A 24,241-nucleotide genomic window follows, 5' to 3' on the forward strand; every position below is an offset into this window, starting at 1 on the left:
ACGATTTCTGTGGTGTGCCGTCCCGGCGCAGGGGGCCGGGACGGCACACCATTCAGTGGGTCGGCTTGTGCTCCTCGACGTAGTCCCGCATGAGCTGCAGCAGCTCGACGCCAGTGGGCAGGTCGGTGTACCCGGCACGCTTCACGTGCTGCCTGCACTCCTCGGTGTCCCCGCAATCGCAGGTGAAGTTGCTGGGCCCGCTGTCCCATTCATCCAGCGCCCCACCGTCGAACGTAGCGGAGTCGATGACCCAGCGGCCATCGACGAACCGCACGTACACGTGGAGACCGTTATCGATGATGTGGTCGCCGGTGGGTGCGTTGCGCAGCACCCAGTTGTCGCCATCGAGCCACATGAGGTCTTGGCCGCAGCCACGGCAGGGTTTGATGCGGTCAAAGCGGTCAGGGTCGTCGTCGGGCCGGTGGCCTTCGGTGGCGCAGCGCGGTTCGGTGGCGGTCACCACTGCACCTCCGCGAGGTGCTTCGCGAGCCCGGCCGCGATGGTTTCGATGACGGCGAAGCGGGTGTGCAAGGGCTGGTCGATGGTGGCGAGCTGTCCGTCGGCGGCGAAGGAGATGCGGTACCCGCTGGGGGTGATCGCGACGGTGACGCCGGTGGGGTGGTTGAGGATCGCGTTGTCCTCGTTGGGCCGGGTGAATCCGTGTTCGCGGAGGAGGGCGTCGAGCGCTTGGGCGGCGGCCTCGACGGCTTCGCCGAGGAGCGGGTGCGTGGACTGCACGGGCTGTTCCTTTCCGGTCGGGCGCGGTGGTGGCCGCGCCCGACCTGGTTGGGGGTTAGGCGTTGCGGGGGGTTTTGACGGATGCGCGGTAGATGCCGTCGCTGACGGTGTCGTACCGGCCGTACTGGTAGGGGCCGCCGCGCAGCTGCTCGTGCTCGGGCGCGTCGGCGGGGAGGCCGGACTTGCGGGCGACGAGGGCGCGCAGTTCCTCGCGGAACTCTGGCGAGATGCGGCGTTGGCGGTTGATGTAGTCGGAGAGGAACTGGACCAGCTCGGCGTTGGCGCAGCAGCGGGAGTCGTGGACACCGTTGCGATCGCGGCTGTCGGCGCCGTAGGTCTCGGCGACGCGGGCGCCGTGCTCGGGGCAGTACCAGGAGCTGGCGTTGTAGGCGCAGTCGGTGCGGCCGTCGAACCGCTCGCCGGCGAACGCGCCGGTGATCTGCTGGACCTGGTCCTCGGTGGGGCCGTCGGTCCAGGTGATGTCGACGGAGGCGCCGCCGCTGTAGCGGCTGGTTCGGACGGAGAACTTGACGCCGGGGAACGTGGCCTTGAGGTGCTTGCGGATGAGCTTCGCGGCTTCGGCGCTGTCGATGTAGCGGGCCGGTGCGGCGGTGGTCTCCATGGTGTTTCCCCCTTCGGTCGGTGTCCGTCCTGACGTAAATGACTATACCCCTACTGTTGGGGATCGCAACACCGTGTCCGCGTGCTCAGCAGCACACCCGTAACGCCTCTGATCAGCAAAGATTCCCCGCAGGCCCTCTAGCCTGTTGCGACTCTTGTGGGTATAGTCGTTTACATCGCAACCGCAACACCCGAGGGGGACACCGTGGAAACCATCACCGCGCCGATCAACATCGACAAGCTCCAAGCCGCCTACGACGAGGCCGTCGCCACCACCGACCGCCTCCAGAACGAGGAAGCCGCCGCCCTCGACCGCCTGGACACCCGCGAAGCCGCGCGGCTCCACGTGCTGGCAGCCGCCTCCCGCGCCGGCTCCAACTTCCTGGCCGCGCTGATCCAGCTCGACCGGTTCCGCAGCGCCGAGCGCCTGGAGTGGAAGCGGCACACCGTGTTCCAGCCGCACCGCGTGGACGACGGCAACCTGATCGCCCACCTGCCCGGCGGCGGCGAGCCGCTGTCGTTCCCGCTGGACTCCACCCTTCCGACCGAGCGCTACGACTCGCCGGTCGTGATCGACCCCGGCATGGGTGTTGTGCCCGTGGACGCCGCGAGCCTGGACGACCTGCACGGCGCGGTGCGCGCCTGGGCGCGGGTGTTCATCGGCCGTGACGACATCGAGTTCCCCGCCTGATCCACCTCTCCCCCCGATCCCCGGGGGCCCGCCTGTTGTCGCCCACTCCCGGCGGGCCCCCGGACCCACCACACCACCCCAAGGAGACCCCCATGTCCGACAACCCGTGGCGCGACGACGTCGACAGCGAGCCCGTTGACCCCGACTTCGACCGGCGAGTGCTCGACCGACTGCGCGACCAGGAAAGCCGCTGACCGCCCGGCCCGCCCCGTGACCACACCGGGGCGGGCCGGGACACCACCACCTCAACCCGCGACAGGAAGGAACCCCGCGATGTCCGACGAGATCGGGCGCTTGGATCACCTCGGGATCAACGTGGTCGTCTACGAGCGGCCGGACGGCAAGATCCAGGTCACCGTGGACACCTCCGGCCGCCCGGAGCAGGAGGACGACCCGCGCGTCGGGCCGATCAACCTGCGGGTGTCCCTCAATGACGGGGACCTGTGGGACAACGGCCCCGTGGACCACGCCGTGATGGAGCTGGCCGAGCCCCAGGCGTTGCCGCTGGTGCGCATCGAGACCGGCGGCAACCTGGTGTGCCCCCGCTGCGGCGAGGTCAACCGCATCGTCGAGTTCGACCAAGCGTGCCGGATCAACACGCTGTCCGTCGAGGACGGCGCGGTGAAGGCCACGACCGGTCAGGGCGACTGGGACCACGACCACTTCGCCTGCCAGGCATGCGGAAAGCGCGTCGAGCTCCCCGATGGCGTCGAGATCCACCACTCCTGACCGCACCGAAACGACACCGCGAACGGGGAAACGATGAGCATCACGATCACGCACACCTACGCCGACGGCACCCTGCTGGACGGCACGAGCCGGGAGCAGGGCCGCCGGGGAGAACCGGTCCGGGCGGTGCTTGACCGCCACGGGTGGCGGTGGGGCCGCACCATCGGGTGCTGGTATCAGCGCAACAGCCGCGACCGGCCCGCCGATCCCGGGCGGATCGAGGCCACCGCGCGGGAGCTGCGGTCGCTGGGGCTCGAGGTCACGGTGGAGGTGGACAACACCCCGCGCGACATGGCGGCGGCTGAGGCTGACCGCGCCGAGCGCATGGAGGACCGGGCGGCCGCGTTGCAGGCGAAGGCGTCCCGGCGCGCCAACGCAGCGGCGGCGCGCGAGGCTGCCGCGAGCCGGGTGCTGGACGGCATCCCGATGGGTCAGCCGTTGCTGGTGGACCACTACAGCTACCGCGCCGACCGGAACCGGCGGGAGCGGGCGTTCAGCAACCTGGACAAGGCCTTGAAGCTGTCGCGAGAGGCTGATCACCACGCCGAGCGCGCCGCGACGGCGGCCCGCCACATGGACCACCGGTACAACCCGGTGACGGTGGCCAACCGGATCGTGGACCTGGAGGCCAAGTTGCGGCGCCGTTCGCTCAACGAGGAGTACCGGGCGAAGTACGAGAACGAGCTGGCCTACTGGCGCGGGGTGCGGGAGCAGCAGATCGCCGCCGGTGAGGTGGTCGAGTACGGGCCGCACAACGTCGCCGTGGACGGCTGGGTGAAGGGCTGGGCCGGGTCCGGCTGGTTCCGGGTGGTGCGGGTCAACAAGACCACGGTCACGCTCGCCACGACGCGCAGCGCGATCGATGAGACGAAGTGGCTGACCAACACGCTGCCCTATCACCGCATCACGGGGTACCGGGCGCCCGAGGAGGTGGAGGCACGGTGATCACGACCGACTTGCCCGGCGGGTTCGACCAGGGGTTCTTCGGGGAGCGGGAGGGGTTCACCCTTCCGCCGGTGTTCTGATGGGCGGCCGGGAGGCGCCGGCGGTGGGGGTGCGCTCGTGCCGCCGGTGCGGTGGCCGGTTCACGCGGGAACGGCCGTTGGTGTGTCGGGGGTTGCACGGCCAGTGCTACGACCACGCGCGTGCGGTGGGTGAGCTGCATCGGTATCCGGTGACGCGGCGCACGATCGATCGGGAGGAGATGGCCCGGTTGGAGGCTGCGGGGTTGTCGACTGGGGAGATCGCGGAGCGGTTCAGGGTGTCGCCGGGGGCGGTGCGGGTGGCGCGGCATCGGCTGCGGCGTGGGGGTGCCGTCGTGCCTGGGGGCGGATCGTAGGCTGTCCTCCCCCGGCGCTGCCGCTGTGAGCGGTCCGTGGCGGGTGTTCCCGCAGGTCAAAACCCTTGACTATGTTCAGGGTTTTGGATTAACCTTGCGATACCGCAAGGGAAAGGCGCATAATGGGACGCGAGGACGAGCTGGAGAAGCTGATCGCCTGGGCCGAGTCCCAGGGCTGGACGGTCAAGACCGACAAGAAGGGGTACCGCCACTTCTACAACCCGGCCGGCGACTGGGTTGTCCGCCACCCCGCCACACCCGGCAACCCGCGTCGACGACTGGCCGAGGTCCAGACCGCGCTCAAACGCAACGGCCTGGAGGTCCCGCCGCCCAGCAGGGCAGAACAGCGACGCCGCGCCCGCAAGGAGGCCGACTGATGAAGAACTGGACCGTGGAGGTGCTTGTCCGGGTCCAGGGCAAGCAGCTCGACAACGACGACCTGATCGCCCTCGCGGACCTGGCCGACGAGCAGCACGAGTGGACCCTGGCCCGGTGGGAGCTGGGCAACGGGTTCTGGATCATCGGCGACGCTGACGCAGTGACGACGGCCGAGGCCGCCGACAAGCTGTACCAGGCCGTCGCCGCGTGGATCGACCCGCTGCCGCTGAACGCGTCGGTGGCGAGCGTGCGTGCGGTGGACCCGGACGTGTTCGAGATGGAGACCGAGCAGTCGACGGTGCCGGAGCTGGTGTCGTCGGTGGAGGCTGCGGAGATCCTGGGCGTGACCAGGCAGCGGGTGAACCAGCTGGCCGACCGGCCCGACTTCCCGGCGCCGCTGTACCGCCTCAAGACCGGGCCGTTGTGGACGCGGATGTCGGTCGAGGCGTTCGGTAAGCGGTGGGTGCGCAAGCCGGGTAGGCCGCGGAAGGCTGAGCCGGATGGTGGCGACGAGCTGCGTCAGGCTCTCGGCACCGTGACATCGATGGTGGGCCGGGCGACGCGGTCGGCGGTGACCGGCAAGTTCACGTCGAAGACGACACCCAAGAACGGGGTGGTCCGGGCCACCAAGGCCGCGGCGAGGCTCGGTGGCGCGGTGGCCGGCCGGTCGACGGCGGCGCGGCAGATGCCGGGCGCGAAGAAGCGCGGGAACGCGTGACGGTGGTGCACGTCGAGAGCTGAATACCTGCCCTGACGGGCGCGAGCAGGCCCCCGGGACCGTTTGGTCTCGGGGGCCTGTTGCGTGTCACGGGACTCTGCGGATGTTGCGGTCGGCGTTGCCTCCTCGAACCCGTTACGGGTATAGTCGTTAACAACAGCGGATGGCCGCAACACCCGGAGGGCCCGTGACCGACACTCTGACCACCCCCGACCACCACGTCGAGGGTGTCGAGTGCGTCGGCGGCGACACGGTGTGCGACTACCGCCGCATCCACGGCTGACCGCTACCCGTTCCGCAACCACAAGGAGACCCCGTGCGCACCGCGCGCCGCTTCCTCGCCGCCGCGATCCTCGCCGCAACCGCCATCACCGCCAACGCGACCCCGGCGGCAGCCGCGAACCCCACTCACATGCCCGTCCCCGCCAAGGGCCGCGGCTGCGACTACCAGACCACCCTGCAGACCACGCTTCGGGCGCTGCACGAGGACCCTGCCGACTGGTCCGTGGTGGACATGGCCGACGACCCGACCATCGCGGGCGTCACCCGCTACCCCGAGAACACCGTCCGCATGAACGCGGCGCTGCCGTGCGACCTGATCGCCGACGTCGCCCGCCACGAGCACATCCACCGTGTGCAGTGGGCCGTGTTTGGCCGCAGCGACGCCAAGACCCCGCTGGAAGACGCGTTCGGCGGCGACGAAGAGGTCGAACGCGTCGCTGACTGCGGCGCGATCCAGCTTGGGGCTGAGTACACGTACTACCTCGGCAGCGACCCCACGCTGTGCACGTCGCGGGAGAACCACGCCGCTCGGCTTCTGAACGACTGGTGGACCGCTCACCAGGCCGGCGCCTGACCCTTCGCCCGACCCCACCCCTGGAGAACCCCATGGATCGCCGAAAAGCTGCCCGAGAAGCACGATTCCGGGCCGGACTTTTCATCGAGACTGCGCTCGCCGGAGTCGAGTGGGATCGCACCGATCTCAGCGAGGACGACGCCGAGAAGGTCGAGCGTGAGATGACGAAGATCGCGAAGCGGCTCATCCGCTCGTCCGGACGGGAGGCGTGATGACCACCCACGACGAACAGCGCGTAGAACTGGCCCGGGACCTGGACACCGCGGTGAACACCGTGCCGTGGGAACGCGACGACCTCGCCCGCTACCTGGTCGAGCAGGGCTGGCGGAAGCAGGGGGCCGCAGACCCGGAGCTTCCTCAGCGCGTCGCTGACGACATCGAGAACCTGCTGCACGAGTTCGACGGTGTCGCCGTGAAGCGGATCATCGCCGACGAAATCGTCAACCGGATCGTGTGGCGCTACCTCGGCCAGAGGGCCGCAGCCGACGACACCGCCGGATCTCGCGCCGAGCCTGATCGGGTGCGCGCCGAGCGTGATGCGTTCGTCAAGGCCGGGCGGGCACTCGTGCGGGAACACGACTGGCTCAAGGGCCAGCGCGACGACCTCCAGGCCCGCAACGACGCAGCACGAGGCATCGCGGAGGAGATGCGCTCGCAGCTCGTCAACGGTCCGGAGCTGAACGACGTCCTCCGCATCCTCGCCGCTCTTGGAGGAGGTGGAGATCTTTCCGGCGGGTTGGGGGTGGACCAGCCCAACCCCCCGAACCCGCCCGCCGGGACGCGCGTGAAGGTCACAGCCCGCCAGTGGAGGGGCTGGACGGGTGAGCTGGTGGAAGCGAGGGACGCCGAGGCCGCTGAGCGGTGGCCGTTCTGGTTCCTCCCGGACAACGGGCACGCGCGGATCGGGCTACGTCGTGAGGAGTTCGTGGTCTGTCCGGCTTCGGAGACCAGCGGCCCGCAGGAAGGACAGCGGCGGTGACCGCGCGCGAACTCACCCCTCACGAGGTCGAGGCCCTTGCCCGCGCCGAGCGGCTCGGCCACCACGTCGAGTACGACCCGCCCGCCGGGATGACCGCTGCTCGACGCTGGACCTGCACGCGCTGCGGATCGGGCGTCCTCGTCCGGGGTGCTGTGGTCTACGGGTCCGCGACGGAACAGCCCTGCGAGGCCGTCGAGGCTCCTCGAACCGACCCCCTTCCGGCCGAGCGTGCCGCGTGCACGGACGTGCGCTGCTCCCGCATCGACGGCCGCTGTGTGGGCTACCACTGTGCCCACTGCGGCCAGCCTTCCAGCATGCTCGGGCACCCCGAGTGCCGCGAGCGTGCCCGCGTGACGTCCCCCGCGGCCCCGGATGCGGCGAACACCGGTCCTGGCCCGGTTCAGGTGCCGGGAGGTGTCGCTACCGCGTCTACGGCCCGCTCAGGGCCGAAGCGGATTCAGCGTCGCCGCACCAAGGGGTGGCGTATGCCCGAAGGGGCGGTGTACGTCGGCCGCCCGACACGGTGGGGCAACCCGTGCGACTGGCGCGCCTACCCCACCATGCACCACGACGCCGAAGGCGAAGCGTGGCCGATCTCCGACGCCGAGCGGCGCCGGTTCGCGGTCTCCGACTTCGAGGCCGAGGTGGTATACGGGGCGGGCAGGCGAGCCAGCTATCCGAGCGATGAGGAGATCCGGCGCGAGCTGCGCGGCCGGCACCTCGTGTGCTGGTGCCCGCTCGACCAGCCGTGCCACGCGGACCTGCTCCTGCGCATCGCCAACAGTCCGGAGGGTCTGCGGTGAGCAGGCCGCCGTTCACGTACTTCGGCGGGAAGACCCGGTTGGCTGATCGGATCGTGGCCGCGTTCCCGCCCCACGAGCACTACGTCGAGCCGTTCGCAGGGTCGCTCGCCGTGTTGCTCGCGAAGGCGCCGAGTCGCATGGAGACGGTCAACGACTTGGACCGGGAGCTGATGACGTTCTGGCGGGTGCTGCGTGACCAGCCCGCCGAGCTGGCGCGCGTGTGCGCGTTGACGCCGCACTCCCGTGCCGAGCACCTGGAAGCCTACGACCGGCCGGACACCCTCGACGACCTCGAGCGGGCGCGGCGGGTGTGGGTGTGTCTCACCCAGGGCCGCGCCGGGGTGCTGCGCAAGACCGGGTGGCGGCATCACGTCAACCCGTCCGGGCACAGCTTCGGGATGCCGGGGTACCTCGAGGCCTACGTCGAGCGGATCCTCGACGCGGCCGAGCGGATCTCGCGGGTCTCGCTCGAGTGCCGGCCCGCGCTGGACGTGATCGCCGACTACGGCAGTCACCCGGGCGTGCTGCTGTACGTGGACCCGCCGTACCTCGGTTCGGCGCGGGTGTGGGGCAACAACTACCGGCACGAGCTGCGCGGCGAGACCGAGCACCGCGAGCTTGCGGAGGCGCTGCTGTCCTGCAAGGCGTCGGTGGTGCTGTCCGGCTACGACTCGTCGCTGTACGCCGAGCTGTACGACGGGTGGCACGTCACCCGCATGGACGCCACAACGAGCCAGGGCGGCGCGAACAGTGCCCGCACCGAGGTGCTGTGGTCCAACCGGCTGCCGGAGCCTGACCTGTTTGGAGCGATCGCGTGACCACCGAGGAAGAGTTCACCGCCGAGCAGCAGGCGTGGGCCGCAGCCGGCGAGCGGCGCCACGCCGTCGACCAGCTCCCGGAGCGGCCAGCGGACGCGGTGTGCGAGGCGGTCGGGGACGCGGTGGCCGAAGCGCTCGCCACAGGCGCGTTCGACGAGCACCTGCGCGGGAAAGGGTGGGTGCTGGTGCACGTCGGTGACGGCACCTGCCCCGAGCCCCCAACCACGTGGCTGCACGAGGGCCTGGATCTGACCGAGCCCGGCGGGCTGGTCGACCCGATCGGGCACCTCGCGGCGATGTGGCGCGAGGCGTGGGAGGCCGGCAACCGCGTCGGACGTGCCAACGGTGGCGTGTCATGACCGGCTCCGCCTACGCGGTCGCCTTCGGGCAGCGGGCAGGATGACCTCATGTTCAAACGCAAGAAGCCCACTCCGCCCCCGCCCGGACAGTTCGTGGCGAAGTACGACGGGGAATGCGCCGCATGCGGGGCTGGCATCAAAGCCGGGGACCAGGTGGGGCGAGTGTTCATGGCGCGACGCCGGATCGGTGGCGGCATCGCTGACGACCCCCGCAACCGTGTCTGCTGCGCTCGCTGTCACGCCGACGCTGCAGTCAAAGGCGACCCGTCACTGAGGTGGTGACCGGGGACAGTCGTTGATACGACCGTGGTAAAACGGCGCACCCCACGGTGCGGCCCGGCATCCGGCTGGCGGGCAGTGCCGGGTTCCGCCGCGGGGATCGCTCACGTCCGGCGGGCGGTGGCCTGGTCCGGGTCGCGGTAGCTGAACGAACCGAGCCCGGCGGCGGGTGCAGTCACGAATACAGCCACGAGAATCGCCGCTCTCAGCGGCACGACAAAGGCCCGCCACCGCGAAGGTGACGGGCCTCCGTGTCGCCCTCCCCAAGGGACCTACCGCTGATTCGCGGCGATGTCCCAAGCCTGCTCACGCTGCCGATCCTCACCCGTGGACTCCAGCCGCGCCCAATCCTGCTCGTGCGTCCGCCGGAACTCCGTCTGCGACTCGCCGATCTGCTCAGCCACACCGTTCGCCAGCGTGCCGAACCGGTCCACAACCTCCATCATCGCGGGCTCCAGCCGCACCGACCCCTTCGCCGCCTCCGAGAACCGGCGGAACAGACCACCGATCGCCTGGCTGGCCTGCGCCGCGCCGCCGAGCTCGTCGTACAGCTCCGACGCCGACCGGAAGTGATCGATCGGGGTGCCGGCGGCCTCGACCAGCGGCGCGAACCGGGTGTTGCCCGCGGCGGCCGCGCCGACACCGCCAGCCGCCGCGGCGGCCTCGTTGGCGCGGACGACCCGCGCGCGGTGCTTTCCTCCGCTCATCGTCCCTCCTGGGGTGTCTCGCGGGATCCGCTGGCCGGGCTTCTGGGGGAGTTTCCGGAAGTCGCTCGGGCCGTTGATGTCGCGGGGTCCCTTGGGTTTCGGTGGTGTTGCGGTGGGCTTGGGGTTGCCCATGGTGGTGTTGCGCTTCCGGTTGCGAAGTTTAGCAGCTTGGGCAAGTTTCGACGTGAACTGTTTGAGGCCGAGTGGGTTTTTTCCTGTGGCGTGTCGGGGTTTGCGGGGGTTGTTGCGAGCCCCGGGGGTGGGGGTTTTCCGGGGGCGGTTGGGGTTGTGGGTGCGGCCCCTGCCGCCGAGGAGGCCGCGGGCACGGCTGCGGCCCGGGTTGTTGCGGCGCCCGGCGAGGATGCCTTTACCGCGGCCTGGGGTGCGCCCGTGGCTGGGGCTGCTGCGGTGACCGCGGCGGCCGCTGGTGGCGGCGCCGCCGCGTTTGCTGCGTTTGGTGCCGGTGTGGCCGCTGCTGCGGGTGCCGGTGGTCTTGGTGCTCTTGCCGGTCGCGGTGCGGCGGGTGGGGCGGGTGTTGGCGGGGCGTTTGCTGGCGAGGCGGGCGGCGACGCTGTTGGGGTTGCGGCGTGCGGTGCGGGCGGCGAGGGGGTTGGTGCGGCCCCGGGCGGTGCGGGTGGCGCGGCTGCGGCGGCCGAGGCCGGGGATGCCGAGGCGGGAGCGGCCGGGGCCGCGGCCGCGGGTGTTGCTGCGTCCAGGGCCGGAGCGGCCGAAGCCCGGGCCACCCTTGGAGCCGGTGGGACGACCGCGGCGGCCGAGGCCGAGTCCCTGACTGCCAGGGCGGGCCGCGCCGCGTCGGCGGGCGCCGGTGGTGCCGGGGTGGGAGAGGCTGGCCAGGCGGCGTCGGGCGCGGGCTGTTCCGGCCGGGCTGGTGGCGCGGGCGCCGCGGGTGCCGTTGCCGGCGCGGCGCGGGTCGGGTGTGCGGAGTCCGAGGCGTGCGGCGATGGTGGGGCCGAGCTTGCGGGCGCCGTAGCTGACGGCGACTGCGCCACCGGCGGCGGCGCTGGTGATGGCGAGGCCGGTGGGGCCGAAGTGCATGCCGATGGTTTGGGCTCCGCCTGCGGCGGCGAGGGTTTCGGCGGCGAGCGCGGGTTTCGACGTGAGGCGGCGGGGCTTGGGCTGGTCGGCCAGTTCGGTGTCCGGGGCCGGGGTCTTGGGCTTGCCGGTCATCCTCGGTTCCTCCTCGGTTCCTCCTCGCCGAGGAGGTCTACTGCGGCTGGTAGTGGGGGTGGTTGGGGTAGCTGGAGGCGAGCTGCTGTTGGCGGGCGGCGGCCTGCTGGTCCTCGAAGGACTTCTGCATGAGCATGCCGACGACGAGGTTGATGGCGTCTTTGGCGTCCTGGAGGGCGGGGAGGATGACGCCGTACTTGAGGTGGCGGGTGACGCCGGTGTCGTCGGCTTGGTAGGTGGGGTCGTCGTCGGGGTCGGTGTCGGTGTCGGGTTCGGGTTCGGTGGCGCGGATGGGTGCGGTGTAGGTGTCGAAGTCGCGGATGCGGGTGTTGAGGGCGCTGGCGAGGTGTGCCCAGTCGGCGGCGAGGGTTTCTGCGCTGGTGTGGGGCTGGTTCATGGTGGTGTTGTCCCCTGGATGCGGGTCGGGCGAGCACCTGGGGGGTGAGGTGCTCGCCCGGCGCGAGTGGGGAGTGCTCCTTTCTGGGGTTGGGGTGGCGGGGCGCCCCGGTGAGGGGGGAGGGTCGGGGCGGCCCCGCCAGGTGGTTCTCGCACCACCTGTTCGTGACTATACCCGTCGATGTTGTGGTGCCGCAACCGGCCCGGCCCTATGGTGTTGCCATCGCCACAACAGTCGAGGGGGAACCAGTGGCTATCGCGTATATCGAAGTGCCCGTCTACTGCCGCGTCGGCGACAGCGAGGAAAACCAGCTCGGCGTCATCTCGTTCGAGCCTGACCTGATGACCAGCGCGGAAGCCCGTGACCACGTGGTGGTGCAGGTTCAGGCCAGGGCCGCGGAGTTCTTCCGGGACATCGCCCATGAGCTGGGCGGCACCCGCTCCTTCCAGCGAGACCTGCGAGACCTCATCAACCGGCACAGCGTCGACAACGACGCCAACACCGCGGACTACATCTTGGCCCGGTACCTGCATCGCTGCCTGGAGGCGTTCACCGAAGCCGTCGAGGTGCGGGACCGGCACAGCGCCCCGCCGTCGCGGGACGTGCTGCTGGGGCAGGCCGCCGGGATCGAGAGGCGGGTCTGATCGTGCAGCAGGAACCGAGCATCGGCCAGACCGTGCACTACGTGTCGCACGGCACGCCGGGCGGCGAGTACACCAAGCAGTGCCGGGCCGCGGTCATCACCCAAGTCACCGGGCGCGCCGTCGACCCCGCGACCGGGGACCCGACGGACGCGTGGGTCGTGGGGCTGCTCGTGCAGAACCCGACCGGTGTGCACCTCGCCCAGGTTTGTGTGCAGTCCGAGCAGTCGCACGACGGCGGCACGTGGCACTGGCCGGAGCACGTCACGTCCCTATCGGACCGGATGGCCGAGCTGGAGAAGGTGGTGGCCGACCTCGCCAAGCGGGTGCGCGACTGCGAGACGGGGTTCCCCGGCATGGGGCGGCTGCTCGGGGGCGGCCTGTGACCGTGGAGGTGGCCGTTGACTTCGACGGCGTGATCCACGCGTACGCGAGCGCCCCGGCGTCCGCGGACGTGGTCCGGGCGCGGCTGTTGGGGATCGCTGTGGCTCTCCTGGGTGGCCTGGAGCTGCTGCAGTGGGCCGCGCGGAAGCGGAGGGAACGCTGATGCCGTACACGAGGCATGGGCACTGGTACGGGTCCGGGACGCCGGTCACGCCGCGGCCACGGGTCGCGCGGTGCGGCGGGTCCGGGCTGTGCCGGGACTGCGCGCTCGATGCGTCCGGTGCCGCGCCGGCCGCCCCGGACCGGCCGTGTGAGCACGAGGTGTTCCAGGCGGAGGTGGCGGTCAACCGGCTCACCAAGCACGAGGGTGGCCCGGTGGTGGGGTTCCGCGCCGACGTCCGCGTCCGGTGTGCGCAGTGCGGCGAGCGGTTCCGGTGGAGCGGGGTTCCGGCCGGGCTGCTGCCGGACCGGCCCGCGGTGAGCGTGGACGGCACCGAGCTGCGCGCGCCGCTGCGGCCCGCGTCCGCGGATCCGGACTTCGGGCTCGGCCTGCCCGGGTTCACCGTGCGGCCGGGAGGTCAGGGGTGAGCGAGCGGAACCGGCCTGGGAAGGCGTCGGTGCGCAAGGTCGACGGGCAGTGGCGGACGGTTCGGCCGGCGTACGGGTTCGGGTTGCCGCACGAGACCGCCCACCGCCGGTGGGAGGACGCGCTCGATGCCGCGCTGGGACGGTCGCGGGGCCGCTCCGGGTACGGCAACATGACCGCGCTGCACGCCGAGCTGGCCGACCCGTGGCACGACGGGATCGCCGCCCGGCCCGCATGGTCACCGCTGTACCACTCTGGGGGCGCCTCCCCACCGCGGGGACGGTCGGTGCCGTAGTCTGCCCCCGGCTCGGACAACTGGCGGTTTCGCCAGCTGGCCCGGGCCGGGTGAGCCCCGAGGGCGGGTGGAGTCGCCCCCGGGTCACGCGTCGGCCTTGGTCGACGCAACGCCCTGCTAGGCGCCCGACCGGAGTCGCAGCACTTCGCGGACCATGTCGAGCCACCACGGGTGCTGAGGGACGCACAGCGGGACGAGCAGGAGTGCGGCGTTTGTGGACGCTGCACTCCTCACCCGCCGCGCGGCGCACTTGAGTTGGTGTCCAGCCCTACTGCACCAGCAGGCGCATGGTCCGGGCTCTTGGGATCCTCCGGCCCCCTCGGGCCGGCTGGGTCTCTCGCTCATCGACTCTCCGTTCTTGTTGATCCGCTCGTCGCAGGCGACCGCGGTGCCGTCCAACCTTGCATCCTCTGTCCTAAGTGGACAATATCTTACGTTAGCTGATCCGTGGACCCATACTTTTCGTCAATGCATGCCACCCGGCCGACCCCAAGGTTTCCGCAGGTCAGCCCGTATAGGGCCGCGAGACAGCGCAGCCAACAGATCACGCACTCCACGTCGGGCCACTTGCCAGACAGCAGATCTCGTAGGCGAACCGACCGCCGTGGTTAGCCGGCCGGAGGGCGCTCTCCGGCCGGCGCCAGCAGCCACGTTCGAGAGGGCTGACGTAACGAAGAAGGGTCTCGCGCGTACTCACCTGTGAGGAAAGGATCACCCGCCATGACCCAGCCGCCGTACCCGCCTCCCGACCCGTGGGCGCCGAGACCCCCGCAACCGCAGCAGCCGTACCCGCCGCAGGGGTACCCACAGCAGCACCCGAGCTGGCCCATACCCCAGCAGCCGCCGTACGGGTACGGCTACCCCGCACAGGGCTTCCCGCAGCCGCGGAACGGGCTCGGCACCGCCGGGTTCGTTGTGGGTGTCGTGGCGCTCGTGGTCGCCGGTGTGCTGCCCTTCACGTTCTGGGTGTTCGGTCTCGCCCTCGGGGTCGTCGGCGTGTCGTTGGCGGGCGTGGGCTTGAGCTACGCGAACCGCGGACAGGCGACGAACGGCAAGCTGGCCACTGCCGGTGTGGTGTGCTCGACCCTCGCGATCGTATGCGCCGTGATCGGCGCGTTCTTCGCGGTCTAACTGGGCCCGGAACGACTGCGGCCCCGGAACCGTTGAGGTCCCGGGGCCGCGGCCGGAGCCGTGAGGATTCACGGGTTGTTTGGACGGTTGACAGCGTACCCGAGAGGCGCGGCGGGTGTTGCGACTGTTGCGATCGTGTCGCCGTCGGTGTCGGGTTCCTGGTCCTGCCGGTCGAACTCGTCCCGCACCGCCTCCGCCAGCACGCGGTCGGTGGTGGTGAAGCCACCGGCCTTGCCGACCTCGTACCCGCCCTCGGTTTCGTTGATGCGCCTGTACGGCCAGGGCCGGACGTTGTCGCCGTGCCTGATCTCGACCTGCACGCCGGGCCGCACCACAGCGTCGGCGAACGTTTCGGCGTCGGCGGCGGTGCGGTAGCGGGCCTGCTCGACCCCGCCGACGATCACGTGATGAAACACGCTGAACCCCCTCGGTCTCCCCTGCTGTGCAGGGTATCCGAGCTGACCGGGGCTACATAGGGCGAAGCCTGCGAGACGACCGTCCGAACGTGCCGTGGGCTCACGTCCCGGCCGCGCGCGGCACTGGGTAGAACCGGCGCGATCCAGTCCAGCGGGCCGGCAGGTCAGTGCTCCCAGCCCTGCGCCTCCGCGAGAAGCGCCTTCCACCGCTGCGCGGTGAGCGGCTCCTCCCACATCCCGACGGCGCCGTTGTGGTGCACCAGGCGGGGCGGTTTCGGCGGATGGTTGGCCGGCAACTCGCACACCACGTCGAGGGCGCCATACAACTGGTCGTACAACGCTTGCGGCATCGTGCCCCGGTCGGGCACGTACCGGGCGCCGCACACCTCTTGCTGCGGCGGCAGCGGTCGCGGGGTGATCTCGACGTCGGCGAGGGCGCCGTGGAACGCGCCACCGCAACGGCAGTCGCAACCGGCGGCGGTGTCCGGGGCCGCGGTGAGGCAGGCGCCCGAGCAGTGTCCGGACGCGACCGCCTCCATCGCCGTGTAGGTGCCGGCCGGGCCGCTCTCGCCGCTGCTCAGAACTTCCACTCCCAGCCGCCAGAGGTGAAGGAGGAGGTGAGGGCGAGGATCCCGCTCAGTTCCGGCACGTCCAGCTCGATCTTGCCGGTGAACTTCTGGTTGGGGCCGAACTGGTAGGGCAGCTGGTCGTCGCTCGGGTCGGTGCACATGCCCATGTCGGCCTGCTTGGTGACACCGTCCTTGGTGACGATGGAGAAGTTCGACGCGGTGAGCGTCCAGCCCAGCACGTCGGCGGCGTGCTGGTCGGAGCCGGTCGCGGCGCGCACGTGCAGCACGAGCGTGTGCCCCTTCGGCTTGGTGCCGTACTGGAAGCACTTCGGGTCGGCGTCGATCTTGTCGATCGCGAACGTCGCGTTCCCCGCTCCAGGGTCCTTCGACGAGATGATGGACGCGGTCTCCCCCAACTGCTTGACCACCCGGCCGCGCTCGTTCGTCTCAGCCGCCGACGCGGCCTCCGTGGTGGGCCCGGCCTGCGTGGTGGCGGGCACGGCGGGAAGGCTTGGCTGGCCGGCGGTGTCGCTGCCGGTGTTCTTGGAGCATCCGGCGAGCACCGCAACAGCGGCAGCGGCGATGGCGAGAGCGGTGGCGGTTCGGCGCATGGGTTCCCCTCGAAATGTGGTTCGCATCCTCCATACGATCAAGGCCACGCGGCGTTACACGGTTGCGGTCGTGGTTCACCCGGTCAGCCCATCCACAACACTTCCCCAGCTTGTGGATCACTCGCCGCTACCCGCATGCGGAGAGACCCCGACAGGTTCGGCTGCCGGGGTCTCTGGGGGTGGGGGTCAGCGGCGTTTGCCGTTCCCGACCGGGTTCGTCACCACCGACGTGATGCCCTTGGCTGCGGTAATCCACTTGGCGGGCGTCCCGCTCTTGGATTTCCCGCGGTTCTTCGGCACGTTGTCCTTGACCTTGCCGCTCTTGGAGGGGTTGCGAACGCCGACCTTCTTGCCGTTCTTCGGCTGCTTGATCACCGGCGGAGCGCCCTCGCGCTGCGGGTGGAGGAACGCATCCAGTTCGGCCCCCAGGTTGCGCCGCGGCGGATGCTTCTTGTGGCTGAGCCGCCTTTTGCCGGCGCAGTGGCAGCACGTCCGCTCACCGCAGTAGTGCCCGCACCGGCCGCACGTTCGCATCTTCGCCACGCCGCTCCTCCTGCTCCCCGATCTCGGTAGTGGTATCGCTGACCGGTGCCCTGTCGGTTACAGGTCTCGGGTCCGCAACGGGGTGGGCGAGGTAGTCGGCGATCGCGTCTTCCGGGTCGAGGTGCGCCCGCTCCGGCTGCACCCACACCGGCGCCGTCACTGGCCGTCTCCGTAGAAGCTGCCGAACTGGGCGAAGTGGCGCCGGTCGGCGAGGGTGATCACCGCGTGGGAGCGGCCCTTGCGCTGCTTGTCCAGGATCAGGTCGACCTCCCCGGCGCGGGGGTTGTCCCCGCCGGTGCGGTCGCCGTACTGGGCGACGTCGTGCAGCAGCATGATCACGTCGGCGTCCTGCTGCAGCTTGTCGCTCGAGCGGATGTCGGAGGCCTTCGGCACGCCGCCGGAGCGTTCCTCCGGGCCGCGGTTGAGCTGGGCGACCAGGATGACGATGCACCCGAACTCCCCGGCCATCACCTTGAGCGATCGGGACACCTCGCCGAAAGCCTGGTCCTCGCGGTCGGCGCGGGGCAGCTGCATCAACCCGATGTAGTCCACCACCACCACGCCGAGCTGCCCGACGCCGGATTCGCGTCGCACCTGGGAGCAGCGCGAGCGGATGTGCGCGAGGTTCACGGCCTTGGTGTCGTCGTAGTACATGAGCGCGCCCTCGGTCTCGTACCGGGCTGCGGCCTTGCGCAGCTTCTCCCGCTCGTAGTCCGTGGCCGGGGTCTTGCCGGTGGCCGAGTCGTGCCGCACCCCGGCGAGGGCGGCGAGGTCGCGGATGTAGAGCTCGCGGCGCGTCATTTCCATCGAGAAGAACAGGGAGCACTCGCCGCGGTCGAACACGTAGTGGCGGGCGATCTGCGCGGCCCATGTCGACTTCCCGACACCGGAGCGGGCAGCGACCACCACGAGACCGCCGGTGGCGACGTCGAGCACGTCGTCGACGTCCGCGAGCCCGGTGGTCATCGACCCGGGGTCGGGCTCGCCCCAGTGGTCGAGGATGTCGGTGATCAGCCACGAGGAGTCCGCGGCGGACACCAGCTCTTGGGTGCCCAGGCCCAGCGTCTCCTGGAGGTACGTCTGGTGGGCCTGGTCGATGCGCGAGTCGAGCGAGCCGATGTCAAGCCGCGACGCCGCGGCCTGCCCCACAGCGCGGGCGAACTCGAGCGCGGCTCGGCGGCGGTATGCCTCGATGACCAGGTCGGCGTAGTAGGTGGCGTTCGCGGCGACCGACACCCGCTCGGTGAGGGTGAGCAGGTAGGGGGCTGCTCCGACCTTGGCCAGCTCACCCCGCCGTTCGAGCTCGTCGGCGACCTTGATGACGTCGATGCCGGACACGGACCGGTCGTCGAGGTCGCAGATCGCCTGCATGATCGCCTGGTGCTTGGGCAGGAACAGGTGCTTGGGCTGCAACAACCGCCGCACCTCCGCCAACGCCGGGTTGTTCATCGCCGCCGGCCGCCCGTCCACGTCGGTGGCCTGGATCGGCATCATCAGCGCGCCGAGCACGCTCATCTCGGCGTCGGCCTCAGTGCGGGTGGGGAACCAGCCGGTCGGGTCGCCGGGCTCGTCGTCGCCCGGTGGTTCCCATGGCACGGCGGCCGGGTCGTCTGTCATGCTGGTCAACGGATCCATTCCTCTCGGCCCCCCTCGGGGCTTCCTTTGGGTCCACAGGCCTCCACCAGGTCCTGGCCGACCAGGTGGAGGCCGTCCTATGTGTGGGGTTCAGCGGCGCGCCTTGCGGCGGTCCTCGCCCACCACAGGCACCACCTCGCAGGTTTCGCGCAGTCGGGACACCACCCGCTCCGGCAGCGCGGTCGCGAGGTCCCGCGGCTGCGCGTTGGTGGTGTAGATCCCCGGCAGCAGGTTGCGGTACCGGTGGTCGATCAACCGACTGGTGACGTTCGCGGCGAACGCGGTGTCCCGGGACGCGCCAAGATCGTCGACCAGCAGCAGCTTGGCCGTGGCGTACGCCCGGTACACCTCCTCGGTGTTCACCCCGGGCTGCGGCTGCAGCGACGCGAACAGGTCCTCCGCCGTGGTCATCGCCGGGACCGCAACCAGCCCGTGGTCGAACATGTAGCGCACGGCGGCGTAGGCGGCGAACGTCTTGCCGGTGCCGGTCGGGCCGAGCAGCAGCAGCGAGGTGCCCCGCTCCCCCGCGAGCACCCGGTCACACCAGTCCCGGACGGCGGAGTGCACCGGCGCGTCCAGGAGTTCCAGGCGGGCGTCGGCGAACAGCGGCGGGATCGCGGCTTCCATCGCCTTCCGCTTCTGCTCGACCACCTCCGGGTCGATTCGGCGGGTGAGCGCTTCGGTCATGGCTGCGGTTCCTTCCATGTGTTGCGGGGGGTTACAGCGGCTGGTGGTAGCCGGACTGGTCCTCGGGGTTGCGGTAGTACGGGCCCCACCCGGAGGCGTTGCGCAGCTGCCCCGGAGGACCGCCGCGCCCGTAGGCGGTGAGCATCCAGTTCTTCCAGGTCTTCGCCCAGTCGAGCTTCGTCGCGCCTTGGCCGCTCTTGGACTCCCAGTAGAGCTTGAACTTCTGCGTCTCCAGGTCGTGATTCACGCCGGGAGCGTGCTGACTAGCCCACACGAGCAGGTCCGGTGTGGGCGCGAAGTCCTCCGGGATCCGGGTTGCTCTCCTGGCCTTCGGCTTGGACGCGCCAGCGTCCGAGCGGCCGCCCTGGACCGCGAACAACGCCGGCTCCGGCTCGCTGGCGGCCCCATGACGGTTCGGTGTGGGTTCGTTGGTGGGTAACTGATGGTTCTGCATTGGATCACCAGAGAACGGTTCTCGCGTGTTCGGAGAACCGTCTTCGGATGACCCAGTAACGGTTTTCGGATGATCCGAAAACCGCTGGTCAGGGGGCGTTTTTGGCTCTTCCGAAAACGGGTCCTGACCTGGGGTTTCGGGCTCCGGCGGGCTCTCGTGGAGGTCGCGGTCGTCGAACTCGGGGAAGTCGGGGTTGCGCCGGTTCTTGCGAGGCACCTCCAGCTGCTTCAACAGCGCCATGTTGATCACGTACTTGTTGCCGGTCGCGGTCTTGCGCTTGCGGAGCAGGTTGGCCTCCACACACGCGGCGGTCGCGGCCGACACTGTGCTCGGTCCACACCCAGCTTCGAGCGCAATGGTGTCGACGTGGGGCCAGGACATGTTCGACTCGTTGGCGTGGTCGGCGAACACCTTCATCACGGCCTTGGCGGCGAGCCGCGCCCGAGGCGGCAGGGTCGTCCGGGAGAAGTCGGCCCGGCTCACTGCCGTCATGTGGACGATGCTCATCGGTTCACCTCAACCGCCCCGAGGCGCAACGCGGCACGCTTCACGAGACCCACCGGATCCCGCCTACCACGGAACTCGAACCACTCCCCGTGGGTGCGGTACCGCGAGAATTCGGCATGGAGCTGCTGCTCGATGCGCCAGCTTCCCGTGGCGTGCCACAGCACCTCCAGCGGCTTGCCCGAGCCATTTCGCAGCTGCTTCACGCGAGCGCGCACGTCCTTGGCGATCCCGATCTTCACCAGCGATTCGCCCGGAACACCGATCACGTAGAGGTTGGTGGGCTCGGTGGCCCTGGACCGGCTCGGTTCAGGGGCTTCGACCGGCTCGGCAAGGGTCTCTTCGTGATCCTGGTGCTCGAGTTCCGCTTTGGCCAGGCGAGCGCCCTCCACGATGAGGTTGCGCACCTCGTCGGGGCTTGCGTCTCCGCGAACCACGGCGTCGAGCGCGTCCACTACAGCGGCCAGCTCGATACGCCACCGCGCGAACTCGTGGTGGATCCGGGGATGGTCCTTCACCTCCACGGCACCGGACTCGTCGCGCACGATCGGACGCGGCGTGGGGCCACCGTGCTCCAACGCGATGTCGTGAATCCACTGACCGCCGATGTAGGCGTGGAAGGTGGCGGTAGAGATGGGGCCCGGCATGTGCGGGTCCCGCCCGAGGTGCTTCATGGTTCCCCTCAGCTGTGGTGGTTCGTGGTGAGAATGGTGCCGGGTCAGCTGGCGAGCTGGTCTTGCTCGTCGGCCGCGGTGAGCGGGGTGAGGATCGCCTTGATGTCGGACACGCGGACCCGGCGGCGGCCGCTGGGGAGTCGGACGTACTGGAGGTAGCCGTTGGCCATCCACTTCTCGATGGCGACGCGGGAGACACGTAGGCCGCCGGCTTTGAGGATGCGTTCGGCATCCAGGGCGGAGATCCACTCTTCGACGTCTGGGGGGATGGTCGGGGTCTTGCGGGTGGTGTTGTGATCCATGCCGCCAACCTAACACAAGTTGCGCACTTTCGCGCTCAGCTGTTGCGCAGGTCCTCGATCACAGCAGGTCGCGGAGGGTATGGTGTCTCCATCATGGACCGCAACACCGCCACCGCTCCGCAACACCTGTCCCTCGCGCTCGCCGAGTACGTCACCGCCCCGCCCTGCCCCGACTGGGGCCGCTGGCGGCTGTGCGCCGACACCCCAGCCCTGTACCTCCCCGCCGACCCGGCCGACCCCGGCTGGGGCGACCTCTGGTGGCTCCCGCTCGACGGGTGCCGAACCGCGGAGGACGCCTTCCGCTGGACCGCGCACCTGTCAGCGAAGACCTGGGCCGACAACGCGGTCATTGGCGGACTCGTCAACGCGCTGCGTGACGTGCTGGGGCTCGGCGACCGCGCCGCGCCGCTGTCCCACGATCAGGTGCGGGACTACGCGCGCCGCGCCGCCCACCGCTGGCCCGACCTGGCCGGCGCGGTCGGCCGCGCCGCGGGGTAACCCGGCCAGCGCCGGCACCCTCCAACGACACCGGCGTCCGCGTTGGAAGTTCGGGCCGACGCTCCAACGGGTGTTGCCCCGGTCGCGCCCCTCACGGATGCGGCCGACCATGAGACATGGCCACCCCACCTCCGCCAATCCCGGTCGCGAAGCCGAAGAAGGCCGACGCGCTCCCGGCTGGTGGGTACGCCTACGAACCCAAGCTCGACGGGTGGCGCGCGGTCGTGCACGTTCCGGCCGGGGTCGTGCACACCGCCAGCGGCGCGGACATCACCTGGCGGGTGCCCGAGATCCTGGACGCCGCGCGCCAGCTCGGCGGCGGGCTCGTACTGGACGGGGAGCTGGTGACCTACCGGGACGAGCGGATCGACTTCTCCCCGCTGATGTGGGGCCGCGCCCGGCGCCGCCGCGAGGGCGTGGCCGCCTACTTCGTGGCGTTCGACCTGCTCGCCGCCCGCGGCCGGGACCTGCGCGAGCAGCCGTACGAGCGGCGCCGCGACCGATTGGCGGCCGCGGTGGCCGGCGGGGCAGGGCTGGTGCAGTTGATGGAGTCGACCACCGACCTCGAGACCGGGCAGGGGTGGATCAGCGAGGAGTGCGCGACGTATGGCATCGAGGGTGCGGTGGCGAAACCGCTCCGGAGCCGGTACGTGCGGGGCGAGCGCTGCGGCTGGGTGAAGGTCAAGCAGTACGACACCGAGGACGCGGTGGTGCTCGGCGTAACCGGGCCCGTTGACCACCCCGCCGCGCTGGTGCTCGGCCAGGCCGACGACGCGGGCGTGGTGCGGGTGGTGGGGCTGTCCACTGTGCTGCCCACGCGGATCAAGACAGTCCTCGCTGGGCGGCTCCGGCCGGCCGGTCCGCGGCAGAAGGCCCCCGGCATTCTCGGGGGTCTACCGGGGGCCCACGACGCGTTCGAGTTCCAGCCGGTCGAGCCCGGGATCGTGGTGGAGGTGCTGGCAGACGCGGCGCGGGAATGGGGCCGGTTCCGGCACCGGCCGCGTCTACTCCGCGTCAAGCCCTCTGGATGACCGTTCCTGGGGCCGGTACGCACTGTGTGTGCGCCACCCCCCAAGGCTCAGTGATCCGAATAGGACGCCGGCAAAGCCGGCAGCAGCGGTGAGGGCAGTGCTGTAATCGCCTGTGACGACCGCCAGGGTTACGCCGATCGGAACTGTGATGAGGGCGAACACGGCCCAGATCTTGAGGAGGCGGCGGAATTCCAGGCGGTTGCGCTCGACCTTGCTCAAGACTCGAACAGGCGGCCCGTTTTTGTGACGCCGCCACCGCAGCCCGTCGGCGTCGACGAAGGTGAACGTGACCGCACCTGTTGAGGCGTCCACCTCGTCGTTCATCTGGTCACGGAACCGTAGTGCCGCGGAAGAGCTCTCGTTCGGGCCGATGACAGGCGCCAGCTGGTACAAGCCCTCGCTCCTGTGGTGGACCACGCCAGGCCGGTGGATCTCCCAGTCGTTGAGCCGCCATACCAGCGCGTTCGCCGACACATCCAAGATCGCGACTTCCGAAATTGGCAGCTGCCCGTAGTTCCGCACTGATACTTCGAGCTGGTCGGCGTTGAGGGTCTCGACGGTATTTACGGTGGCGGCGATCGTCCGAGCTTGCGCTGCCTGCCGGTCGGCCAGTTCCCGACGACGCCGTCGGCCTTCTGCAAGCGCGAGACCGAGAGCAACGACGACGGCCAAGAAGCTGGCGATCGCGCCTGCCCACTGGCCCCACGCACCGAAAGTCTCCGGGTCGGTGCCCCACGGTGGGAGCCAGCTCGTTGCCTGCACGCGAAGATCGTCGCCCCTCCACCATCGGGCGTTACCGCGGACCGGCCGGGCGGGCACGAACTCGATCACCCTGGGAGGTGGCGCGCCTCTCCTGGCCGCTGCCAGATGTAGCGGCGGGGCGCGTCCTGGTCCGGGTCGTCGCGGTACCACTGCTTGCCGTCCGCGTCTGTCCAGCGGATCAGCCAGCCCATGAACCCCTGCGATGGGTCTTCCTGGAGGCGCATCGTGAGGGTGGTGCTTTCCCCGCTCGCCACCACCGGTTGCCGTACCATAAACCGCTGGGCGGACTCAGGGTTGCCGGGTTCGATCTCTCGCCAGATCTCCGGGTGGACGTCGAGCACAGGGCGGTCGCCGTGGTTGGCGAACGGGAACTCCATCAGGTACGGGAGCTCATCGTCGGGCATGGCCGGATCAGCCTCCCGCACACCCACGTGGCCCTGCCCGGTGATGACCAGACGGGCCTGGGCGAGCGACTTCGCCTCCTCCTCGGCGACTCGGCGCTTCTCGTCCGCACTCCGCTGCCGGAGGTTGGCAATGCCGAAGGTGATTGCCGCGAGCACGCCGACCGTGTTCGCGATGGTGGCGGCTGTCGCCCACCAGGAGATCGGCTGCACGAGCTGAACGACCATCCCGCAACCGTAGGAGGCGTCGATCAGGCCGTGATCACCGGAGTCGCACGCGGGTGGAAACCGACGGCTGCCCCAAAGCGGACCACTGTGACGCATGCCACATTCGTCGACCGGACACGGACGTTTCGCGCTGATCGGCCCGACCCAAGGCCCCACTTCACTGCACATCGCGCCAGGTGCCCGCACGAGGGCGGCCTGAGCGCCCTTGTGAGCGGTCCGGCTTTTAAGCCAGGTGCTCCCCCACGCACGTATTTGTCGGCCGCAGTACTTCTTATTAGAATGGCGCCAC

Annotated in this window: 36 protein-coding genes; 20 read left to right on the plus strand and 16 right to left on the minus strand. The window is 70.2% G+C overall.

All coding sequences use genetic code 11. From position 1 onward, the window contains the following. Nucleotides 1-52: 52 nt before the first annotated feature. Genes FB470_RS02880 through FB470_RS02890 form a run of 3 tightly spaced genes read right to left on the minus strand, consistent with a single transcriptional unit; the run spans nt 53 to nt 1,360 of the window. The gene (locus tag FB470_RS02880) at nt 53-460 is read right to left on the minus strand and encodes a hypothetical protein (protein WP_306988500.1); all 408 of its coding nucleotides are present in this window, start codon (nt 458-460) and stop codon (nt 53-55) included. Continuing rightward, a complete protein-coding gene (locus FB470_RS02885) occupies nt 457-738 on the minus strand; it encodes a hypothetical protein (protein ID WP_306988502.1) in 282 nt (93 codons plus the stop codon). Before FB470_RS02885 ends, FB470_RS02880 begins: the two co-directional genes overlap by 4 nt. Nucleotides 739-793: 55 nt before the next feature. Then, the gene (locus FB470_RS02890; protein WP_306988503.1) at nt 794-1,360 is read right to left on the minus strand and encodes an LPD29 domain-containing protein; all 567 of its coding nucleotides are present in this window, start codon (nt 1,358-1,360) and stop codon (nt 794-796) included. 204 nt (nt 1,361-1,564) lie between these two features. Between FB470_RS02890 and FB470_RS02895 the strand changes: the two genes are divergently transcribed. The 12 genes from FB470_RS02895 (at nt 1,565) to FB470_RS02945 (ending at nt 9,029) form a co-directional block, all read left to right on the plus strand. Further along, complete coding sequence (locus tag FB470_RS02895; RefSeq protein WP_306988504.1) at nt 1,565-2,050, plus strand: hypothetical protein; 486 nt, start codon at nt 1,565-1,567, stop codon at nt 2,048-2,050. Between the two features lie 273 nt (nt 2,051-2,323). Beyond that, a complete protein-coding gene (locus tag FB470_RS02900) occupies nt 2,324-2,779 on the plus strand; it encodes a hypothetical protein (protein WP_306988505.1) in 456 nt (151 codons plus the stop codon). Between the two features lie 33 nt (nt 2,780-2,812). Beyond that, nucleotides 2,813-3,724 (plus strand): DUF3560 domain-containing protein, encoded by a 912-nt coding sequence (locus tag FB470_RS02905; RefSeq protein ID WP_306988506.1) that lies wholly within the window; start codon nt 2,813-2,815, stop codon nt 3,722-3,724. A gap of 79 nt (nt 3,725-3,803) precedes the next feature. After that, nucleotides 3,804-4,118, plus strand: a complete 315-nt coding sequence (locus tag FB470_RS35725; RefSeq protein ID WP_370876439.1) for a helix-turn-helix domain-containing protein — start codon at nt 3,804-3,806, stop codon at nt 4,116-4,118. Nucleotides 4,119-4,240: 122 nt separating this feature from the next. Further along, nucleotides 4,241-4,495 carry a hypothetical protein gene (locus tag FB470_RS02910; protein ID WP_306988508.1) on the plus strand — a complete coding sequence of 85 codons (255 nt, stop codon included), beginning with the start codon at nt 4,241-4,243 and terminating at the stop codon, nt 4,493-4,495. Next, nucleotides 4,495-5,214, plus strand: a complete 720-nt coding sequence (locus FB470_RS02915; RefSeq protein WP_306988509.1) for a hypothetical protein — start codon at nt 4,495-4,497, stop codon at nt 5,212-5,214. Before FB470_RS02910 ends, FB470_RS02915 begins: the two co-directional genes overlap by 1 nt. 316 nt (nt 5,215-5,530) lie before the next feature. Then, the gene (locus tag FB470_RS02920) at nt 5,531-6,070 is read left to right on the plus strand and encodes a hypothetical protein (RefSeq protein ID WP_306988510.1); all 540 of its coding nucleotides are present in this window, start codon (nt 5,531-5,533) and stop codon (nt 6,068-6,070) included. Nucleotides 6,071-6,102: 32 nt separating this feature from the next. After that, nucleotides 6,103-6,282: a hypothetical protein gene (locus FB470_RS02925; RefSeq protein ID WP_306988512.1), complete on the plus strand. Its 180-nt coding sequence runs from the start codon at nt 6,103-6,105 to the stop codon at nt 6,280-6,282. Continuing rightward, nucleotides 6,282-7,049 (plus strand): hypothetical protein, encoded by a 768-nt coding sequence (locus FB470_RS02930; RefSeq protein ID WP_306988514.1) that lies wholly within the window; start codon nt 6,282-6,284, stop codon nt 7,047-7,049. The genes FB470_RS02925 and FB470_RS02930 overlap by 1 nt, the downstream gene beginning before the upstream one ends. 485 nt (nt 7,050-7,534) lie before the next feature. Next, a complete protein-coding gene (locus FB470_RS02935) occupies nt 7,535-7,852 on the plus strand; it encodes a DUF4326 domain-containing protein (RefSeq protein ID WP_370876440.1) in 318 nt (105 codons plus the stop codon). After that, nucleotides 7,849-8,670 (plus strand): DNA adenine methylase, encoded by an 822-nt coding sequence (locus tag FB470_RS02940; RefSeq protein WP_306988515.1) that lies wholly within the window; start codon nt 7,849-7,851, stop codon nt 8,668-8,670. Before FB470_RS02935 ends, FB470_RS02940 begins: the two co-directional genes overlap by 4 nt. Continuing rightward, nucleotides 8,667-9,029 carry a hypothetical protein gene (locus tag FB470_RS02945; protein WP_306988516.1) on the plus strand — a complete coding sequence of 121 codons (363 nt, stop codon included), beginning with the start codon at nt 8,667-8,669 and terminating at the stop codon, nt 9,027-9,029. The genes FB470_RS02940 and FB470_RS02945 overlap by 4 nt, the downstream gene beginning before the upstream one ends. 551 nt (nt 9,030-9,580) lie before the next feature. Here FB470_RS02945 and FB470_RS02950 read toward each other — a convergent pair. Further along, complete coding sequence (locus FB470_RS02950; RefSeq protein ID WP_306988518.1) at nt 9,581-11,203, minus strand: hypothetical protein; 1,623 nt, start codon at nt 11,201-11,203, stop codon at nt 9,581-9,583. A gap of 37 nt (nt 11,204-11,240) precedes the next feature. After that, complete coding sequence (locus FB470_RS02955) at nt 11,241-11,600, minus strand: hypothetical protein (protein WP_306988520.1); 360 nt, start codon at nt 11,598-11,600, stop codon at nt 11,241-11,243. A gap of 248 nt (nt 11,601-11,848) precedes the next feature. On the opposite strand from FB470_RS02955, the gene FB470_RS02960 reads away from it, so the two are divergent. The 6 genes from FB470_RS02960 to FB470_RS02985 all read left to right on the plus strand — a co-directional run bounded on the left by FB470_RS02960 (nt 11,849) and on the right by FB470_RS02985 (nt 14,637). Continuing rightward, nucleotides 11,849-12,244, plus strand: coding sequence for a hypothetical protein (locus FB470_RS02960; RefSeq protein ID WP_306988521.1), 396 nt, complete (start codon nt 11,849-11,851; stop codon nt 12,242-12,244). A gap of 2 nt (nt 12,245-12,246) precedes the next feature. After that, nucleotides 12,247-12,627, plus strand: a complete 381-nt coding sequence (locus FB470_RS02965) for a hypothetical protein (RefSeq protein WP_306988523.1) — start codon at nt 12,247-12,249, stop codon at nt 12,625-12,627. A 2-nt stretch (nt 12,628-12,629) separates the two neighbouring features. Further along, nucleotides 12,630-12,788, plus strand: a complete 159-nt coding sequence (locus FB470_RS02970; protein WP_306988525.1) for a hypothetical protein — start codon at nt 12,630-12,632, stop codon at nt 12,786-12,788. Beyond that, complete coding sequence (locus FB470_RS02975) at nt 12,788-13,213, plus strand: hypothetical protein (RefSeq protein ID WP_306988526.1); 426 nt, start codon at nt 12,788-12,790, stop codon at nt 13,211-13,213. Before FB470_RS02970 ends, FB470_RS02975 begins: the two co-directional genes overlap by 1 nt. After that, nucleotides 13,210-13,506, plus strand: coding sequence for a hypothetical protein (locus FB470_RS02980; protein WP_306988528.1), 297 nt, complete (start codon nt 13,210-13,212; stop codon nt 13,504-13,506). The genes FB470_RS02975 and FB470_RS02980 overlap by 4 nt, the downstream gene beginning before the upstream one ends. Before the next feature lie 720 nt (nt 13,507-14,226). Then, on the plus strand, nt 14,227-14,637 hold the full coding sequence (locus tag FB470_RS02985; RefSeq protein ID WP_306988529.1) for a hypothetical protein: 411 nt from the start codon (nt 14,227-14,229) through the stop codon (nt 14,635-14,637). Nucleotides 14,638-14,705: 68 nt separating this feature from the next. Here the strand turns inward: FB470_RS02985 and FB470_RS02990 are convergent, their stop codons facing one another. The 9 genes from FB470_RS02990 to FB470_RS03030 all read right to left on the minus strand — a co-directional run bounded on the left by FB470_RS02990 (nt 14,706) and on the right by FB470_RS03030 (nt 21,032). Beyond that, entirely contained in the window at nt 14,706-15,053 is a 348-nt protein-coding gene (locus tag FB470_RS02990; protein ID WP_306988530.1) for a hypothetical protein, read from the minus strand. A 164-nt stretch (nt 15,054-15,217) separates the two neighbouring features. Beyond that, on the minus strand, nt 15,218-15,643 hold the full coding sequence (locus FB470_RS02995; protein ID WP_306988532.1) for a hypothetical protein: 426 nt from the start codon (nt 15,641-15,643) through the stop codon (nt 15,218-15,220). Then, entirely contained in the window at nt 15,631-16,233 is a 603-nt protein-coding gene (locus tag FB470_RS03000; protein WP_306988534.1) for a hypothetical protein, read from the minus strand. Before FB470_RS03000 ends, FB470_RS02995 begins: the two co-directional genes overlap by 13 nt. A 186-nt stretch (nt 16,234-16,419) precedes the next feature. Beyond that, nucleotides 16,420-16,776, minus strand: coding sequence for a hypothetical protein (locus FB470_RS03005; protein ID WP_306988535.1), 357 nt, complete (start codon nt 16,774-16,776; stop codon nt 16,420-16,422). A 156-nt stretch (nt 16,777-16,932) separates the two neighbouring features. Continuing rightward, a complete protein-coding gene (locus tag FB470_RS03010) occupies nt 16,933-18,393 on the minus strand; it encodes a replicative DNA helicase (RefSeq protein WP_306999031.1) in 1,461 nt (486 codons plus the stop codon). Between the two features lie 108 nt (nt 18,394-18,501). Next, a complete protein-coding gene (locus FB470_RS03015) occupies nt 18,502-19,098 on the minus strand; it encodes an ATP-binding protein (protein ID WP_306988536.1) in 597 nt (198 codons plus the stop codon). Nucleotides 19,099-19,129: 31 nt separating this feature from the next. Continuing rightward, nucleotides 19,130-20,059 carry a helix-turn-helix domain-containing protein gene (locus FB470_RS03020; RefSeq protein WP_306988537.1) on the minus strand — a complete coding sequence of 310 codons (930 nt, stop codon included), beginning with the start codon at nt 20,057-20,059 and terminating at the stop codon, nt 19,130-19,132. After that, nucleotides 20,056-20,730, minus strand: a complete 675-nt coding sequence (locus FB470_RS03025; RefSeq protein WP_306988538.1) for a GIY-YIG nuclease family protein — start codon at nt 20,728-20,730, stop codon at nt 20,056-20,058. The genes FB470_RS03020 and FB470_RS03025 overlap by 4 nt, the downstream gene beginning before the upstream one ends. A 44-nt stretch (nt 20,731-20,774) precedes the next feature. Then, complete coding sequence (locus tag FB470_RS03030; protein WP_306988539.1) at nt 20,775-21,032, minus strand: MerR family transcriptional regulator; 258 nt, start codon at nt 21,030-21,032, stop codon at nt 20,775-20,777. Nucleotides 21,033-21,125: 93 nt separating this feature from the next. On the opposite strand from FB470_RS03030, the gene FB470_RS03035 reads away from it, so the two are divergent. Together FB470_RS03035 and FB470_RS03040 are read left to right on the plus strand one after the other, a co-directional pair. Continuing rightward, nucleotides 21,126-21,530, plus strand: a complete 405-nt coding sequence (locus FB470_RS03035) for a hypothetical protein (protein WP_306988541.1) — start codon at nt 21,126-21,128, stop codon at nt 21,528-21,530. Between the two features lie 116 nt (nt 21,531-21,646). Further along, nucleotides 21,647-22,561, plus strand: coding sequence for an ATP-dependent DNA ligase (locus tag FB470_RS03040; protein ID WP_306988543.1), 915 nt, complete (start codon nt 21,647-21,649; stop codon nt 22,559-22,561). On the opposite strand, the gene FB470_RS03045 is transcribed toward FB470_RS03040, so the two are convergent. Both FB470_RS03045 and FB470_RS03050 read right to left on the minus strand, forming a co-directional pair. After that, the gene (locus tag FB470_RS03045; RefSeq protein WP_306988545.1) at nt 22,535-23,392 is read right to left on the minus strand and encodes a hypothetical protein; all 858 of its coding nucleotides are present in this window, start codon (nt 23,390-23,392) and stop codon (nt 22,535-22,537) included. The two genes, FB470_RS03040 and FB470_RS03045, sit on opposite strands and share 27 nt — an antisense overlap. After that, complete coding sequence (locus tag FB470_RS03050; protein WP_306988546.1) at nt 23,389-23,952, minus strand: hypothetical protein; 564 nt, start codon at nt 23,950-23,952, stop codon at nt 23,389-23,391. The genes FB470_RS03045 and FB470_RS03050 overlap by 4 nt, the downstream gene beginning before the upstream one ends. Between the last annotated feature and the right edge of the window lie 289 nt (nt 23,953-24,241).

Origin of the sequence: Amycolatopsis thermophila (genome assembly GCF_030814215.1) — a bacterium.
Lineage (GTDB): Bacteria > Actinomycetota > Actinomycetes > Mycobacteriales > Pseudonocardiaceae > Amycolatopsis_E > Amycolatopsis_E thermophila.

What these genes read in the sequence shown, in the direction of transcription:
- FB470_RS02890 (WP_306988503.1), bottom strand. Translation starts at nt 1,360, where the DNA reads ATGGAGACCACCGCCGCACCGGCCCGCTACATCGACAGCGCCGAAGCC.
- FB470_RS02900 (WP_306988505.1), top strand. Translation starts at nt 2,324, where the DNA reads ATGTCCGACGAGATCGGGCGCTTGGATCACCTCGGGATCAACGTGGTC.
- FB470_RS02905 (WP_306988506.1), top strand. Translation starts at nt 2,813, where the DNA reads ATGAGCATCACGATCACGCACACCTACGCCGACGGCACCCTGCTGGAC.
- FB470_RS35725 (WP_370876439.1), top strand. Translation starts at nt 3,804, where the DNA reads ATGGGCGGCCGGGAGGCGCCGGCGGTGGGGGTGCGCTCGTGCCGCCGG.
- FB470_RS02910 (WP_306988508.1), top strand. Translation starts at nt 4,241, where the DNA reads ATGGGACGCGAGGACGAGCTGGAGAAGCTGATCGCCTGGGCCGAGTCC.
- FB470_RS02915 (WP_306988509.1), top strand. Translation starts at nt 4,495, where the DNA reads ATGAAGAACTGGACCGTGGAGGTGCTTGTCCGGGTCCAGGGCAAGCAG.
- FB470_RS02925 (WP_306988512.1), top strand. Translation starts at nt 6,103, where the DNA reads ATGGATCGCCGAAAAGCTGCCCGAGAAGCACGATTCCGGGCCGGACTT.
- FB470_RS02930 (WP_306988514.1), top strand. Translation starts at nt 6,282, where the DNA reads ATGACCACCCACGACGAACAGCGCGTAGAACTGGCCCGGGACCTGGAC.
- FB470_RS02935 (WP_370876440.1), top strand. Translation starts at nt 7,535, where the DNA reads ATGCCCGAAGGGGCGGTGTACGTCGGCCGCCCGACACGGTGGGGCAAC.
- FB470_RS02950 (WP_306988518.1), bottom strand. Translation starts at nt 11,203, where the DNA reads ATGACCGGCAAGCCCAAGACCCCGGCCCCGGACACCGAACTGGCCGAC.
- FB470_RS02955 (WP_306988520.1), bottom strand. Translation starts at nt 11,600, where the DNA reads ATGAACCAGCCCCACACCAGCGCAGAAACCCTCGCCGCCGACTGGGCA.
- FB470_RS02975 (WP_306988526.1), top strand. Translation starts at nt 12,788, where the DNA reads ATGCCGTACACGAGGCATGGGCACTGGTACGGGTCCGGGACGCCGGTC.
- FB470_RS02985 (WP_306988529.1), top strand. Translation starts at nt 14,227, where the DNA reads ATGACCCAGCCGCCGTACCCGCCTCCCGACCCGTGGGCGCCGAGACCC.
- FB470_RS03000 (WP_306988534.1), bottom strand. Translation starts at nt 16,233, where the DNA reads ATGCGCCGAACCGCCACCGCTCTCGCCATCGCCGCTGCCGCTGTTGCG.
- FB470_RS03010 (WP_306999031.1), bottom strand. Translation starts at nt 18,393, where the DNA reads ATGACAGACGACCCGGCCGCCGTGCCATGGGAACCACCGGGCGACGAC.
- FB470_RS03015 (WP_306988536.1), bottom strand. Translation starts at nt 19,098, where the DNA reads ATGACCGAAGCGCTCACCCGCCGAATCGACCCGGAGGTGGTCGAGCAG.
- FB470_RS03020 (WP_306988537.1), bottom strand. Translation starts at nt 20,059, where the DNA reads ATGAGCATCGTCCACATGACGGCAGTGAGCCGGGCCGACTTCTCCCGG.
- FB470_RS03025 (WP_306988538.1), bottom strand. Translation starts at nt 20,730, where the DNA reads ATGAAGCACCTCGGGCGGGACCCGCACATGCCGGGCCCCATCTCTACC.
- FB470_RS03030 (WP_306988539.1), bottom strand. Translation starts at nt 21,032, where the DNA reads ATGGATCACAACACCACCCGCAAGACCCCGACCATCCCCCCAGACGTC.
- FB470_RS03035 (WP_306988541.1), top strand. Translation starts at nt 21,126, where the DNA reads ATGGACCGCAACACCGCCACCGCTCCGCAACACCTGTCCCTCGCGCTC.
- FB470_RS03040 (WP_306988543.1), top strand. Translation starts at nt 21,647, where the DNA reads ATGGCCACCCCACCTCCGCCAATCCCGGTCGCGAAGCCGAAGAAGGCC.
- FB470_RS03050 (WP_306988546.1), bottom strand. Translation starts at nt 23,952, where the DNA reads ATGGTCGTTCAGCTCGTGCAGCCGATCTCCTGGTGGGCGACAGCCGCC.